This window comes from Rhizobium sp. IY2, assembly GCF_047532935.1.
Classification (GTDB): domain Bacteria; phylum Pseudomonadota; class Alphaproteobacteria; order Rhizobiales; family Rhizobiaceae; genus Rhizobium; species Rhizobium anhuiense.
Genome location: NZ_JBLKNU010000011.1, coordinates 41,670 through 56,254 on the forward strand (window position 1 = coordinate 41,670; position 14,585 = coordinate 56,254).

Sequence of the window (14,585 nt, forward strand, 5' to 3'; positions counted from 1 at the left end):
CACAAGGGGAAAGGACGGCTTACGCGGCTTGCCCGACCTTCGCATAGGGATCGAATCGCCCGTAGAAGGTCTCGCCCTTGGCGGCCATGTCCTTCAACAGCGGCGTCGGTTGGAAGTGATTTCCGTAAGCACCAGCTAACTTTTCGGCCAGCTCCACGAAGGTCTTGGCACCCATGCCGTCGATATAGCTCAGCGCCCCGCCGGTATAGGGCGCGAAGCCGAAGCCGAGGATCGAACCGACATCCGCCTCGCGCGGATCGGTGACGATGCCTTCCTCGACGGTGCGGGCGGCTTCCAGCGCGATGGTGACGAGGAAGCGCTGCTTCAGGACGTTGACATCAACTTCATCCGCCGGCTTCTGCGGGTAGAGCGTCTTGAGATCAGGCCAGAGCGACTTCTTCGCCGGCTTCGGCGGATAGTCGTAAAAGCCCTTGGAATTCTTGCGGCCGAAACGGCCCTCCTTCTCCACCATGCGGGAGATGAGGTCCATATGCCTGGGGTCGATGGCCCTTTCACCGAGATCGGCGACCGTCGCCTTGAGGATCTTCAGCGAGAGGTCGATGGCGACCTCGTCGTTCAGCGCCAAGGGACCGACCGGCATGGCGGCCATCTTGGCGGCGTTTTCGATCATCACAGGCGGCACGCCCTCGATCAGCATGTCGTAGCTTTCCGACATGTAGCGCAGCACGCAGCGATTGACGAAGAAGCCGCGGGTGTCGTTGACGACGATCGGCGTCTTCTTGATGGCGGCGACATAATCCAAAGCAACGGCCAGCGCCTTGTCGCCGGTTTCGCTTCCGAGGATGACCTCCGTCAGCATCATCTTTTCGACAGGCGAGAAGAAGTGGATGCCGATGAAATCGGTAGGCCGTTTCGAATTCTTCGCAAGACCCGAGATCGGCAGGGTCGAGGTATTGGAGGCGAAAATCGCGCCCTCCGGCAGCACGGCTTCCACGGCCTCGATGACGGCTTTTTTCACTTCGCGATCCTCGAACACCGCCTCGATGACGAGATCTGCATTGGCGAGGTCGGCATAATCGGCCGACGGCGTGATGCGGGAGAGCAGTGCGGCTGCCTCGTCTTGCGTAAGACGTCCCTTACCGACAGAATCCTTGACCAGGCCTTCGGAGACGGTCTTGCCCTTGGTCGCCGCTTCGATGTCGCGGTCGATCAGCGTCACGGGAATACCGGCGGCGGCAGTGACGTAAGCGATCGAGGCGCCCATGAAGCCGGCGCCGACGACGCCGACATGTTTCAGCTCGGTCTTCGGGATGCCTGCCGGGCGGCGGGCGCCCTTGCCGAGCTCCTGCATGGAGATGAACAGCGAACGGATCATCGAGAAGGCTTCGCGGGTCTGCAGCACCTCGGTGAAATAACGCTGCTCGATCTTCAGGCCGGTGTCGAACGGCACCTGCAGGCCTTCATAGACGCATTTCAGGATGGCAAGCGCTGCCGGATAATTGCCCGATGTTTCCCGGCGCAGGATCGCCGGCGCCGCCGGCCAGAGCTGGGCGGAGGCCGGCGTCCAGATGCCGCCGCCGGGCGCCTTGAAGCCCTTCTCGTCCCAGGGGGCGACCGGCTTCAGGCCATCCTTGATCATCTGCTTGGCGGCGGGGATAAGCTGATCCGGCTCGACCACCTGATGCACGAGGTTCATCGCCTTGGCGCGGGAGCCGGTCAGCGACTGGCCCGTCGTCATCATCTGCAGCGCATCCTGGGCGTTCGCCAACCGCGGCACACGCTGGGTGCCGCCGGCGCCGGGGAAGATGCCGACCTTCACTTCGGGCAGCGCGATCTTGACGCTCTTGGCATCGGAGGCAACGCGGCCGTGGCAAGCGAGCGACAATTCAAAGGCGCCGCCCATGCAGGTGCCGTTGATGGCGGACACCCAGGGCTTGCCCGATGTTTCGAGCTTGCGGAACAGGCCGCTCATGCGGCCGACCAGGCCGAAGAGGTTCTGCACCGCCGTCTCCGGGCTCTTTGCCTTCTCTTCCTGATAGGAACTGAACATCGACTTGATCATCGAGAGGTCAGCACCGCCGGAGAAGGAGGATTTGCCGGAGGTGAAGACGACACCCTTGACGGCGGCATCGGCGGTCGTGGCGTCGATGATGGCGTCGAGTTCGGCCATCACCTCGGCGGTGAACACGTTCATCGATTTGCCGGGCATGTCCCAGGTGACGAGAGCGATGCCGTCGGCGTCGGTTTCGAGCGTGAAATTGGTGTAGGTGCTCATCTTGGGCATTCCTCTCCCTGAATTCTTTTGCCGTGGAGCCCTCCCCTTGTGGAGAGGGCTATCCCATCAAACGCGTTCGATGACAGTTGCCGTGCCCATGCCGGCGCCGATGCAGAGCGTCACCAGCGCGGTGTTGAGGTCGCGGCGCTCGAGTTCGTCCAGCACGGTGCCGAGGATCATTGCGCCGGTGGCGCCGAGCGGATGGCCCATGGCGATGGCTCCGCCATTGACGTTGATCTTGTCGTGATCGATCTCGAAGGCCTGCATGTAGCGCAGCACCACGGCGGCGAAGGCCTCGTTCAGTTCGAAGAGGTCGATGTCGGCAAGGCTCATGCCTGTCCGCTTCAGCAGCTTCTCGGTGACGTCGACGGGTCCGGTCAGCATCAGGGCCGGATCGGAGCCGATATTGGCGAAAGCCTTGATGCGGGCGCGCGGCTTGATCCCCATGCTCTGGCCGCCGGCCTTGGAGCCGAGCAGCACGACGCCGGCGCCATCGACGATGCCGGAGGAATTGCCGGCATGATGGACATAATTGATGCGCTCGATCTCCGGATGGGCCTGGATGCCGACGGCCTCGAAGCCGCCCATCTCGCCGGGCATCTGGAAGGATGGATTGAGCGAGGCGAGCGCCTGCATGTCGGTGCCGGGGCGCATGTGCTCGTCCTTATCAAGGATCGTCAGTCCGTTCTGGTCCTTGACCGGAACGACCGACTTGTCGAACCAGCCCTTTTCCCAGGCATGGGCGGCGCGCTTCTGGCTCTCGACCGCATAGGCGTCGACATCGGTCCTGTTGAAACCGTATTTGGTGGCGATGAGATCGGCCGAGACGCCCTGCGGCATGAAATAGGCCGGGAAATTCACCGAAGGGTCCATGAACCAGGCGCCGCCGGACATGCCGAGGCCGACGCGCGACATGCTTTCGACGCCGCCGGCGATGACGATGTCGTCGGCCCCTTGGGCGATCTTGCCGGCACCGAAATTGACGGCATCGAGGCCGGAAGCGCAGAAGCGGGAGATCTGCATGCCGGGCGCCTTGGTGGAATAACCGGCTTCGAAGGCGGCGGCCTTGGGGATGACGGCGCCGGCATCCATGACCGGATCGACGCAGCCCATGATGATGTCGTCGACCGTCGATGTATCAAGCCCGTTGCGGTCGCGGATTGCTTCCAGCGTCTTTGCCGCGAGGCGGACGGATGGCACCTCATGCAGGGCGCCGTCCTTCTTGCCGCGGCCGCGCGGCGTACGCACGTGGTCGTAAATGAAAACCTCGGTCATATCTCATCTCCCTGACGGCGCGGCGGCGCCGGTGAATTCGTGTCTTTTCTCTTCTCCCCGGCGGAAGAAGGTAGCCTCGAAGAGGTCGGATGTGAGGGCCAGAGCGACAAACTCGAGCTTGCTTGCGCGCGGCTGCTCGCTCCTTTGTCGCTCACCCCCTCATCTGCCCTACCGGGCATCTTCTCCCCGCTGGGGAGAAGAGGGAATTCGTCTTAAAACGCTTCGGCGGCCAGTTCCATCATCGTGTCGGCGCCGGCTTCGATGCGGGCCTTGCGAAGGGCGGTTTCCGGCATCAGGCGTTCCATGAAGAAACGGGCGGTGACCAGCTTGTTCTTCAGGAAATCCTCGCGGGCGGCATCGCCCGATGCAAGGCCATCCTCGGCGGCTTTCGCCATCTTCGCCCACATATAGCCGAGAACGACCAGGCCGAAGAGGTGCATGTAGTCGGTCGAGCCGGCGCCGGCATTGTCGGGCTTGGCCATGGCGTTCTGCATGAACCACATGGTCGCGCCCTGGACGTCGTTCAAGCCCTTCTTCAGATGCTTGGTGAAGAAGGAGAGCTTTTCGTTGCTGCGGTTTTCCTCGCAGAAATCGCCGATCTCCTTGAAGAGGGCCATGGCGGCGCGGCCGCCGTTCAAGGCGAGCTTGCGGCCGACGAGATCGAGCGCCTGGATGCCGTTGGCGCCTTCATAGATCATGGCGATGCGGGCATCGCGCACATACTGGCTCATGCCGTGTTCTTCGATATAGCCGTGGCCGCCGAAAACCTGCTGGGCCATGACGGCATGGTCGAAGCCCTTGTCGGTCATCACGCCCTTGAGGATCGGGGTGACGAGGCCGAGAATATCGTCGGCCGTCTGGCGCTCCTTCTCATCGGTGGCGCGGTGGGCGATATCGGACTTCAGCGCCGTCCAGAGCAGAAAGGCGCGGCCGGCCTCGTTGAAGGCGCGGATGGTCATCAGCGTCCGGCGAATATCCGGATGGACGATGATCGGGTCGGCCTTCTTATCCGGCGCCTTGGGGCCGGACAGCGAGCGGCCCTGGATGCGGTCGCGGGCGTAGCTGGCGGCATTCTGATAGGCGATCTCGGAAATGGCTATGCCCTGCAGGCCGACCATCAGGCGGGCCTCGTTCATCATCACGAACATGGCGTTGAGGCCGCGGTTTTCGGCGCCGATCAGGAAGCCGGTCGCCTCGTCGTAATTCATCACGCAGGTGGCGTTGGCGTGAATGCCCATCTTGTGCTCGATCGCGCCGCAGGAGACGGCGTTGCGGGCGCCCGGCGCGCCGTCCTTGCCGACGAGGAATTTCGGAACGATGAAGAGCGAGATGCCCTTGGTACCCTCCGGCGCACCCTCGATGCGGGCCAGCACCAGATGGACGATATTGTCGGTCAGGTCGTGCTCGCCGGCAGAGATGAAGATTTTCTGGCCGGATATTTTGTAGCTGCCGTCAGCCTGCGGCACCGCCTTGGTGCGCAGCATGCCGAGATCGGTGCCGCAATGCGGCTCGGTGAGGTTCATGGTGCCGGACCAGGAGCCGTCCACCATCTTCGGCAGATAGGTGGCCTTCTGCTCGTCGCTGCCGTGGACGAGGATCGCGGCGATCGCGCCCTGCGTCAGGCCGGGATACATCATCAACGACATGTTGGCGGCGGAGGTATATTCGCCGACGGCGGTATGCAGCGTATAGGGAAGTCCCTGCCCGCCGAATTCCTCCGGCACCGCAAGGCCGATCCAGCCGCCCTCGCGATAGGCTTTATAGGCCTCCTTGAAACCCTTCGGCGTCGAGACGCTGGCATCGTCGTGGCGCGTGCAGCCTTCCTGATCGCCGGAATAATTCAGCGGGAAGAGCGCTTCCTCGGCAACCCTTCCGGCCTCGCCGAGGATCGCCTCGATCATATCGGGGGTCGCGTCGGCAAAACCCGGCAGATTGTTGTAGCGTTCGAGGCCCAGCACGTCGTTCAGGACGAAGAGCGTATCGTTCACCGGGGCCTTGTAGACTGGCATCTCTCGAATTCCTCCCATTCGGCTGACCGGATCGCCCCGGCCTCGGGCACTGTCTTACAAAATATTGACGTTTGCGTAAACGTCAAATTTTGCACCTTGGCCGTCTTTTCGTGAAAAAATTCACGAGCACGAATCCGTGGGCCATGACGTGCGCGGAGGAGACGCCATCTCATCTTCCTTGTCCATCTGGGAAAGGCGTATAAGCGGAGGCGTCGTTCAAGCCGCAATCGGGCAATGCTTCAGGAGGGCTGCATGATCAGTTTCGAGGCGATAAGGCAGCGTGCCGAGGAACGAAAGGGCGGAGCGGCCGCGTTGCAGGCCCTGCTGCAGAATCACCGGCCGGATCACGAGCGGCTGCGCGCCATGCCCGACGATCGCATCCTGGCGGATATGACCCGGCGGGTCTTCTACAGCGGTTTCGTCCAGAAGGTGATCGATGCGAAGTGGCCGGGTTTCGAGGCGGCATTTTCCGGTTTCGATCCGGCGACGCTGAATATCGCACCCGACGATTATTGGCATGCCCTGACCTCGGATGAGCGGATCATCCGCAACGGCGCCAAGATCATGTCGGTTCGCGCCAATGCCGCCTTCGTCAGGGCGTTGGCGAAGGAATATGGCAGCGCCGGCGTCTTCTTCGCCGACTGGCCACGGGATGACCAGATCGGCCTTCTCGACCTCTTGAGCAAACGCGGCAGCCGGCTCGGCGGCATGACCGGACAATATTTCCTGCGTGGCATCGGCCGCGACAGCTTCATCGGAACGATGGATGTGCTCACCTGCCTCCGATCGGCCGGGGTGCCGCTCTCCTCCTCCGGCACGACGAAGAAGGACCAGCAACTGATCCAGCAGACCTTCAACGACTGGGCCGGGGAAACCGGTCTTTCCCTCATCCATCTCTCACGCATCAGCGCCTATTCGATCGATTCGGCGCACTGAAATTCCGGTCGAGCGGTGGCGCCGGCCGTTCGAACTTCCTACGTGATTGCGACGATCCATCGAGGACGACATCATGACCGATTTTCCCTATGAGAGTGCCCTCATCGTCGGCGCGGGCTCCGGCATCAGCGCCTCGCTCGCCCGGCAATTGTCGGCGCAGGGCGTCAAGGTCGGGCTCGCGGCCCGCAATATCGAAAAGCTGCAAGGGCTCATCGAGGAGACCCGCGCCAGCGCCTTTAGCGCCGACGTCTCGCAGCCGGCGAGCGTCGCAGCCCTGTTCGAAGAGGCTGCCGCCGCCATCGGCGGGCCTGACGTGGTGATTTTCAATGCCAGCGCCCGCCTGCGCGGGCCGCTCGCCGAACTCGATCCCGCCGAAGTCGAGAAGGCGATCGCGACCACCGCTTTCGGCGGTTTCCTGGTGGTGCAGCAGGCAGCACAGCGGATGATCCCGCGCGGCCGCGGCGCCATCCTCATCACCGGCGCCTCGGCAAGCGTGAAGGGCTTTGCGCAATCGGCGCCCTTCGCGATGGGCAAGTTCGCGCTGCGCGGCCTTGCCCAGAGTGCTGCCCGCGAACTGGGGCCGATGGGCATCCATGTCGCGCATTTCGTCATCGACGGCGCAGTGCGCTCGCAGATCCGGCCGGATCGGGCGGAGAAGCCCGACGGCACGCTGCTGCCGGAGGCGATCGCCCAGACCTATGTCGACGTGCTTCGCCAGCACCGCAGCGCGTGGTCGCTGGAGGTGGAAGTCCGGCCGTGGACGGAGAGCTTCTGAGCTAGATCAGCGCGCCGCCGCCGGAGAAGGCAACTTTCGCGGCGGCATCAAACGCACTATGTTTCGTCCTCTGAGCTGGCTGGGAGGAAACCGATGCCGCGCCTGGACCACGTCACCATCGAAACCCGCGATGCGCCTGTCATGATCAGTTTTCTCGAAACCTTGCTCGGTGTCAGGGAAGGCTATCGGCCGCCCTTCGCCTCGCCCGGCCATTGGCTCTATCTGGACGAACGCCCGGTCATCCATCTCAGCCTGACATCGCGCAGCACCGATTTTCCGCCCGGCATCTTCAACCATGTCGCCTTCAGCCTTTACGAATTCGGGCCGGCGCTGGAACGCATCAAGGCGAGCGGCTATCGCTACGAATATTACGATATTCCCGACACCGATCTCGGTCAGGTCTTCGTCTACGGCCCCGAGGGCGTGAAGATCGAGCTGCAATATCCGCGTCCGGCCTGATCGTGGCGGCGCCATCCGATCTGACGAATTGAACGGCAATTGCCGTCAAAAACGGCGTTTGGGCCGCAAACGTTAAAAAATTCTCAGCGACATTAACGGCTTGTTTACCACGTTTCGTGAAAGGTGCGGATTGAGCAGTAGCGATCCGCATTCCTTGCCCCAGTCTCGCGTTCCTTAAGGATGCCGCTACATCGTTCAGCTTGAGGAAAGTCTAATTGACTAACTTCTTGTGAATGGTGCGCTCCGGTTCGCGCAAAGGCGCGGGCAGCAGACGGAAAAGCCAAAGATCGAGCTCTGACGAGAGGTCGAGCAGTCGAAGCGAGCAAGAAGATGAACGGATCGCGATCAAATCCTTCCCGACAGTCCGACAGGACCTCGCTCGATGCGCTGAACCGCACGATCGAAGGGCTGGAGGCGCGCATCGAGGGGCTGATGGGCAGCACCGGGCGCGAACAGCGGCCGCGCACGGCAACGCCCGAGCGCGATCCCTATGCCGGCTCCTATGCTCCCCGGCCCGCAAAGGCCCCGCCCGAGCCGCGGCCGGATCCGCTCGCCGAAATCCGCCAGCGCCAGCGCGCCCTCGAAGCCGGCCGCGAGCGGCCCTACACGCGCGAGCAGGCCCCGCTCTCACGTGAACCGGCGCCGCGCGCCGCCGCCCCAGTGCCGGCGCCCGCCTTCCGCGCCGGTGACGACACGATGACGGAGATCGCCCAGGCGCTCGTCAATCTGCGGCAGGACCTGAAGCGCGACATTTCCGAGGGTGTCACCCGCGAGATGAATACGCTGCGCGCCGAGCTGCGCGAGATCAAGGAAAATGCCGGGGACAGCCGTTTCGCCGACGACATGCGCGCCGATATGGGCCGCCTTGCCCAGAGCATCACCCAGCTGACCGGCCGCTCGAGCGGCCCGGAGGCCGCCGGCCTGCGCGAGGATTTCGAGGAGCTGCGCTCGCTGATGGACGGGCTGGCGCGCGAGGATTCGCTGCGCCATATGGAAAACCGCTGGGACGGCGTCGAGAGCCGGCTTGCGGCACTCGATACCGAGGGGCTGCAGGAAGAGCTGGTTTCGCTGGCCTACCGCCTCGACGACATCAAGCGCCACATCGGCGGCATGGGCGAAAGCCCGGCCGTGCGGGCGCTGGAAGACAAGCTCATCTCCATCGCCACGGCGATGGAGCATTTCGGCAACATGATCCAGCCGCACGACCGGGTCATGTCCGAACAGTTCGCCGCCATGGACATGCGGCTCGACGAGATCAGCCGGGCGATCGCGGCCAGCGGACGCGCGGCTGCCGCGAATGATCCGGCGCTGATGCAGCGGCTGGAAAACCGGCTTTCGGCGCTCGCCGATCAGATCGACCTGATGAGCCATGATGCGGCCAGCCGTGCAACGCCGGCCGACGAGTTGGCGATGCGGCTGGAGGCGCTGACCGGACGCGTCGAGGAGTTGGCGAATGCGGAAGCGACGTCGCGGCTCGACGAACGGCTGGAACATCTTTCCTATCTGCTGGAGCGCACGCAGAAGGCTGCGCCCCAGCCCGACCTCACCGGCACGCTGTCGGACATTTCCCGCAAGATCGACGCGCTTGAGAACGGCGCCGTCAACGATGTGCTGGCGCAGCGGCTCGACTATCTCGCCCGGCGTATCGACGAGATGGCGCATCAGCAGCAAGTGCCGGTGCCGGCCGCTGCGGTCGACGACGGCGCCTTCCGGCGCCTCGAAGGACGACTGAGCGACATCGCCGCCCGGCTGGAAGAGAGCACATCCGCAGCGCCGACCGATCCGCGGGCGCTGAAGAACCTAGAAGACCAGATCGCCCATCTTTCGGCGCTGATGAGCGAGCCGCGCGAAAGCGCTGCGATGCCTGCCGAATTCGACCGTCGCATGGGCGCGATCGAAGACTATATGGCGACGAGCGACGAATATATCATCGAAGCCGCACGCCAGGCGGCCGAAGCCGTCGTCGAAGCCTATTCGCGCCATGGCGGCCCGCAGGGCGCCGTGGCACCCGCCGACATGTCGGCGCTGACGGCACTTGCCGAAGATCTGCGCCACCTCGAAGATCTCAGCCGCGACAGCGAGGAGCGCACGCACAAGACTTTCAAGGCTTTGCACGAGACGCTGGTCCATATCGCCGACCGCCTCGACGGCATGGAAGAGCGCGGGCGGCCGCTCGCCCAGATGCCGGTGGCCGAGGTCGATTTCGATGTCGATCCCTACGCGCTGATGGTGGCCGAAGCGGAGATGAACAGGGCGGCGGAGACAGCCGCAACGCTGAAGGCCTCTCCGGTGATCCGTACGGCCGAGGTCGCAGCCGAACCTGCCGCCCCGGCTCAAACCAGCGCCATGAGCGGAACGAGCGTGATCGCCATCGAAGCCGCGACCCGGACGACGGAGGCTCCGGCAGCGGCTCCGGCGCCGTCAAAGGTCAGCCTGCTCGCCAGCCTCGGCAAGCGGCTGCTGCCGGCCAAGAAAACCGAGAGCCGGGCGAGCGAACGCCCGATGATCGACCCCGCGCCGTCGATCGACCCCGCCGACGTGGTGCCGACGGATGCGGCAAACGAACTGCTCGAGCCGGGCTCGGGCACACCTGACGTGAAGAAGATCCTGGAACGGGTTCGCGCCAGCCAGAGTGCGGCGCGCGGCAAACCTGCCGGCGAAACCGACCGGGCCGATTATATCGCCGCCGCCCGCCGTGCGGCGCAGGCGGCCGCGATGGAGGTGGACGCCAATCCGAAGCAGGCCGCCGTCAAGCCCGAGAAGAAAGGCGCGACCGCCGGCAAGGCTGGCAAGACGTCTGACAAGACGGGCAAGACCAGCGCCTTTTCGCGCTACCGGCGGCCGATCCTGCTGGCGGTCGGCGCGGTGCTGCTCGCCATCATGGCCTTTCCGCTTGCCCGGACGCTGACGAGCGGCGAGAGCGCACCGCAGGCGCCAGCCGAAGTTTCGGCGCTGAGCGGGGCTACGGAAAACCCGTCGCCTGCTGTGCCGGAAGCGATCCCCGCCCAGCCGGACGCCGCAGCCATCGGAACGACCGCGCCGGCAGCGGAGGCTACGCCTCCGGCTGGCGAACAGGCGCAGCCGGAAGCAGCCCCGCCGGTTGCCGGCGAGCATCTGACCGACGCAGCACCGCTCGACGGCGAAGGGGCTGCGACGTTTGCCCCCCCTGCTCCATCCGGCGCCGCACAGGAGACATCGGGCTTCGTTCCCGCACCTGCACCGCAGGCCGCCATCACCATTCCCGACACCGTCCAGCCGAAATCGCTGGCCGATGCGGCAAGCGGCGGCGATGCGCTGGCGCTGTTCGAGATCGGCGCGCGTTATTCGGACGGCCGCAACGGCATGACGGTCGATCAGAAGCAGGCGGCAAGCTGGTATCAGCTTTCGGCCGACAAGGGCTTTGCGCCTGCTGAGTATCGGCTCGGCAGCATGTACGAGAAGGGCAACGGCGTCGAGCGCGACATCGCTAAGGCGAAGGGCTTCTACGAGCAGGCGGCAAACCAGGGCAATGCCAGCGCCATGCACAATCTCGCCGTCCTCTACGCCTCCGGCGCACTCGGCCAGCAGGATTATGCGACGGCAGCCTCGTGGTTCACCAAGGCTGCGAATCTCGGCATCACCGACAGCCAGTTCAACCTGGCGATCCTCTGCGCCAGGGGCAACGGGGTGCCGGCGGATCTCGAAGAATCCTACAAGTGGTTTGCGATTGCCGCCAAGGCCGGCGACAAGGATGCGGCGCAGAAGCGCGACGAAGTGGCCAACGCCATGAAGCCCGATCAGCTCGAACGGGCGCGCGCCAAGGCCGATCTGTGGAAGCCGGAGCCGCTCGACCACCGCACCAACGCCATCGACATCCCCGACGAATGGGCCGGCACCGGCGCCAAGACGGCGACCGTCGACATGAAGAAGGCGATCCGCAACATCCAGGCGATCCTCAACAATAACGGCTTCGACGCCGGCGCGCCGGACGGCGAAATGGGCGCGAAGACCGTGACCGCGATCAAGAACTTCCAGAAGTCGGTCGGCCAGGAGCCGGACGGCAAGGTGACCGACGCAACCGTGAAGGCGCTGCTCGAACGCAACAAGCAGGGCAGCAAGGCAATCTAAGCGCGTCGCATCGACAAGGGATCGTCTCATATCTCTGCTTTGGGCAATCTGAAGGGCCTGGCGGCACAATGCCGCAAGGCTTCTTCCAATTTTTCCGCCGCCTGTCACAAAACCTGAAAAAAGCCGGATTATGCCCGGACATATCGATCCGCGCATCCGGCGAATCCTCTGCCGCCGATCTCTTCGCCAATCAGGCCCGATCGAAAGCCTCTGGCAACGATTTCACAGTATGGTGCGCATTCGAACGGGGACGTGACAGAAACCGCCCGGCAGGAGCGGTCATCATTCGGGGTCAGCTGTGACAATCTATCTGCCCATCGCAGAATTGTCGGTGAACATCTTCATCATTCTCGGCATGGGGGCGGCCGTCGGATTCCTGTCTGGAATGTTCGGCGTCGGCGGCGGCTTTCTCATCACGCCGCTGCTGATCTTCTACAACATTCCCCCTGTCGTCGCGGTCGCGACCGGCGCCAACCAGGTGGTGGCGTCGTCGATCTCGGGCGCGATCACCCATTTCCGGCGCGGCACGCTCGACGTCAAGCTCGGCACGGTGCTGCTGCTGGGCGGCCTATCGGGCGCCACGGTCGGCATCTGGATCTTCTCGCTTTTGCGCCGGGTCGGCCAGCTCGATCTCATCATCTCGCTGATGTACGTCATCTTCCTCGGCACCGTCGGCGGACTGATGCTGCTCGAAAGCATCAATGCGATGCGGCGGGCAGCGCGCAACGAGCCGCCGGCGCCGCGCAAGCCCGGCCACCAGCACTGGGTGCACAAACTGCCGCTCAAGGTGCGTTTCAAGAAATCGAAGATCTATCTGAGCGTCATTCCGGTCGTCGCGCTCGGCTTTGCGATCGGCATCCTCACCTCGATCATGGGTGTCGGCGGCGGCTTCATCATGGTGCCGGCGATGATCTACCTGCTGCGCATCCCGACCAATGTCGTCGTCGGCACCTCGCTGTTCCAGATCATCTTCGTCACCGCCTATACGACGATCGTGCAGGCGGCGACGAACTTCTCCGTCGACATCGTGCTCGCCTTCATCCTGATGGTGGCGGGCGTCATCGGCGCGCAATACGGCGTGCGGGTCGGCCAGAAGCTGCGCGGCGAACAGCTGCGCGCCCTGCTCGGACTGCTGGTGCTCGCCGTCGGCCTGCGTCTGGCTGTCGCGCTGGTGGTGACGCCGGCCGACGTCTATTCGGTGGTCATGGGAGCGGGCAACTGATGCGCCTGCTGGCTTTCATCATCGCACTGTTTTGCCTGCTGCCGGCGACTGCCGGAGCGCAATGGCTGCCGGGCCAGGCGACGGAAGCGGTGCGTGAAGGGTTGGAAATCGGCACCTCGACCAGCGAAATCGCCATCACTTCGGATTTCCACGGCGCCGACCTGACAATCTTCGGGGCGCTCTCGAACACCGACCAGCTGCTGCTCGCCATCGGCCAATATGACGTGGTCGTGGTGCTGGAAGGCCCGCGCGAGGATGCGACGGTGCGCAGGAAGGAACGGGTCTTCGGCATCTGGGTGAATACACGCTCGATGACCTTCGAGGCAGTGCCGCATTCCTATTCGATGTCGAGCTCGCGCATGACCGACGATCTGACGACGCCGCTCGAGCTGACCGATCAGGGGATCGGCATCGATCATATTCCGCTCACGCCGGTCGGTTTCGTCGGCGACGGCAGCAATCTCGGCGAATTCCGCGACGCCTTCCGGCGGCTGCAGCAGGGCGGCGGCCTCTACGACCGGAACACCAGCGGTGTGCGGTTCGTTTCCTCCAACCTCTTCAAGGCGAGCCTGCGCCTGCCGGCCAACATTCCGAACGGGGTGCACACGGTGCGCGCCTATCTGTTCAAGAGCGGCCTTTTCGTGACCGACAAATCGCTGCCGCTAAGGGTGATCAAGACCGGTATCGAACAGACGATCACGGATGCGGCGCACAATCAGCCGATCCTTTACGGCTGCGCGGCCGTGGCTCTCGCCGTCATCACCGGCTGGGGCGCCAGCCTGATCTTCCGTAAGGACTGATCCGCCGCAGGGCGTTCAAGATTTCTCCCCGAAAACAGGCTCGGCAAAGCGCCGAGCACAACGGCCTGCCGGCAGCAGCAGCCTGCCCGGATAGTCCACTCCAAAAACCGCTTGCATTTCGCTATCAGTCAGCTTAGTTTTCAACCAGTTGTTAAACGCAACTGGTTTTGAGCAATCCAGGAGGAGGATGGAAATGAGAAAGCTTGTTGTCTGGAACCTGATGACGCTCGACGGTTATTTCGAAGGCACGAAGCCTTGGGATATCGACTTCCACAATCTCGCCTGGGGACCTGAGCTGCAGCGCTATGCCGAAAAGTTCGGCAGGGAGGGCGATCTGCTGATCTTTGGCCGCAAGACCTATGAGGGCATGGCTTCCTACTGGCCGACCGCCGAGGGCGAAGGTGAGATCAAAGCCTATATGAACGGCATCGCCAAAATCGCCGTATCGCGGACGATGACCGAACCCGGCTGGACCAATGCCCGCATCGTCAGCGACCCAATCCCGGAATTGACGAAGCTGAAGCAGGAGGACGGCAAGACGATCTTCATCTTCGGCAGCGCCGAGCTTGCCGACAGCCTGCTGAAAGCCGGCCTCATCGATGAAATCAGGCTCTGCGTCGTGCCGGTTATCCTCGGCAGCGGCAACCCGCTTTTCAAATCTGCGGAAAGCCAGGTGCCGCTGAAGCTGATCGAATCCTCGACGACGGAAGGCGGCGCGATGATCCTGCGCTACGAGCCCGTCAAAGCGTAGCGGGCGTCTCTCCTT

Annotated in this window: 11 protein-coding genes; 8 read left to right on the forward strand and 3 right to left on the reverse strand. The window is 63.8% G+C overall.

What is annotated here, in order from left to right:
* Window positions 1-19: 19 nt before the first annotated feature.
* From ACMUVN_RS26655 to ACMUVN_RS26665, 3 genes are all read right to left on the reverse strand, one after another.
* Complete coding sequence (locus ACMUVN_RS26655) at window positions 20-2,236, reverse strand: 3-hydroxyacyl-CoA dehydrogenase NAD-binding domain-containing protein (RefSeq protein WP_414815674.1); 2,217 nt, start codon at window positions 2,234-2,236, stop codon at window positions 20-22.
* Window positions 2,237-2,302: 66 nt separating this feature from the next.
* Entirely contained in the window at window positions 2,303-3,511 is a 1,209-nt protein-coding gene (locus tag ACMUVN_RS26660; RefSeq protein ID WP_028756809.1) for an acetyl-CoA C-acetyltransferase, read from the reverse strand.
* 212 nt (window positions 3,512-3,723) lie between these two features.
* The gene (locus tag ACMUVN_RS26665) at window positions 3,724-5,520 is read right to left on the reverse strand and encodes an acyl-CoA dehydrogenase C-terminal domain-containing protein (protein ID WP_028756808.1); all 1,797 of its coding nucleotides are present in this window, start codon (window positions 5,518-5,520) and stop codon (window positions 3,724-3,726) included.
* 252 nt (window positions 5,521-5,772) lie between these two features.
* Between ACMUVN_RS26665 and ACMUVN_RS26670 the strand changes: the two genes are divergently transcribed.
* The 8 genes from ACMUVN_RS26670 (at window position 5,773) to ACMUVN_RS26705 (ending at window position 14,570) form a co-directional block, all read left to right on the forward strand.
* Window positions 5,773-6,456 (forward strand): DNA-3-methyladenine glycosylase I, encoded by a 684-nt coding sequence (locus ACMUVN_RS26670; protein WP_097544981.1) that lies wholly within the window; start codon window positions 5,773-5,775, stop codon window positions 6,454-6,456.
* Between the two features lie 73 nt (window positions 6,457-6,529).
* Window positions 6,530-7,231: an SDR family NAD(P)-dependent oxidoreductase gene (locus ACMUVN_RS26675; RefSeq protein WP_097594919.1), complete on the forward strand. Its 702-nt coding sequence runs from the start codon at window positions 6,530-6,532 to the stop codon at window positions 7,229-7,231.
* 93 nt (window positions 7,232-7,324) lie between these two features.
* Window positions 7,325-7,690 (forward strand): VOC family protein, encoded by a 366-nt coding sequence (locus tag ACMUVN_RS26680; RefSeq protein ID WP_063473923.1) that lies wholly within the window; start codon window positions 7,325-7,327, stop codon window positions 7,688-7,690.
* A gap of 330 nt (window positions 7,691-8,020) precedes the next feature.
* Window positions 8,021-11,797: a peptidoglycan-binding protein gene (locus ACMUVN_RS26685; RefSeq protein WP_414815675.1), complete on the forward strand. Its 3,777-nt coding sequence runs from the start codon at window positions 8,021-8,023 to the stop codon at window positions 11,795-11,797.
* Window positions 11,798-11,865: 68 nt separating this feature from the next.
* On the forward strand, window positions 11,866-12,099 hold the full coding sequence (locus ACMUVN_RS26690; protein ID WP_047617013.1) for a hypothetical protein: 234 nt from the start codon (window positions 11,866-11,868) through the stop codon (window positions 12,097-12,099).
* Window positions 12,096-13,019: a sulfite exporter TauE/SafE family protein gene (locus tag ACMUVN_RS26695; protein WP_047617014.1), complete on the forward strand. Its 924-nt coding sequence runs from the start codon at window positions 12,096-12,098 to the stop codon at window positions 13,017-13,019. The genes ACMUVN_RS26690 and ACMUVN_RS26695 overlap by 4 nt, the downstream gene beginning before the upstream one ends.
* Window positions 13,019-13,819, forward strand: coding sequence for a TIGR02186 family protein (locus tag ACMUVN_RS26700; protein ID WP_047617015.1), 801 nt, complete (start codon window positions 13,019-13,021; stop codon window positions 13,817-13,819). The genes ACMUVN_RS26695 and ACMUVN_RS26700 overlap by 1 nt, the downstream gene beginning before the upstream one ends.
* A 193-nt stretch (window positions 13,820-14,012) precedes the next feature.
* Window positions 14,013-14,570 carry a dihydrofolate reductase family protein gene (locus ACMUVN_RS26705; protein ID WP_414815676.1) on the forward strand — a complete coding sequence of 186 codons (558 nt, stop codon included), beginning with the start codon at window positions 14,013-14,015 and terminating at the stop codon, window positions 14,568-14,570.
* The last annotated feature ends 15 nt before the right edge of the window (window positions 14,571-14,585 follow it).

Excerpts from the sequence above, each read along its gene's own strand:
- ACMUVN_RS26655 (WP_414815674.1), bottom strand. The coding sequence starts at position 2,236 with ATGAGCACCTACACCAATTTCACGCTCGAAACCGACGCCGACGGCATC.
- ACMUVN_RS26660 (WP_028756809.1), bottom strand. The coding sequence starts at position 3,511 with ATGACCGAGGTTTTCATTTACGACCACGTGCGTACGCCGCGCGGCCGC.
- ACMUVN_RS26665 (WP_028756808.1), bottom strand. The coding sequence starts at position 5,520 with ATGCCAGTCTACAAGGCCCCGGTGAACGATACGCTCTTCGTCCTGAAC.
- ACMUVN_RS26670 (WP_097544981.1), top strand. The coding sequence starts at position 5,773 with ATGATCAGTTTCGAGGCGATAAGGCAGCGTGCCGAGGAACGAAAGGGC.
- ACMUVN_RS26675 (WP_097594919.1), top strand. The coding sequence starts at position 6,530 with ATGACCGATTTTCCCTATGAGAGTGCCCTCATCGTCGGCGCGGGCTCC.
- ACMUVN_RS26680 (WP_063473923.1), top strand. The coding sequence starts at position 7,325 with ATGCCGCGCCTGGACCACGTCACCATCGAAACCCGCGATGCGCCTGTC.
- ACMUVN_RS26685 (WP_414815675.1), top strand. The coding sequence starts at position 8,021 with ATGAACGGATCGCGATCAAATCCTTCCCGACAGTCCGACAGGACCTCG.
- ACMUVN_RS26690 (WP_047617013.1), top strand. The coding sequence starts at position 11,866 with ATGCCGCAAGGCTTCTTCCAATTTTTCCGCCGCCTGTCACAAAACCTG.
- ACMUVN_RS26700 (WP_047617015.1), top strand. The coding sequence starts at position 13,019 with ATGCGCCTGCTGGCTTTCATCATCGCACTGTTTTGCCTGCTGCCGGCG.
- ACMUVN_RS26705 (WP_414815676.1), top strand. The coding sequence starts at position 14,013 with ATGAGAAAGCTTGTTGTCTGGAACCTGATGACGCTCGACGGTTATTTC.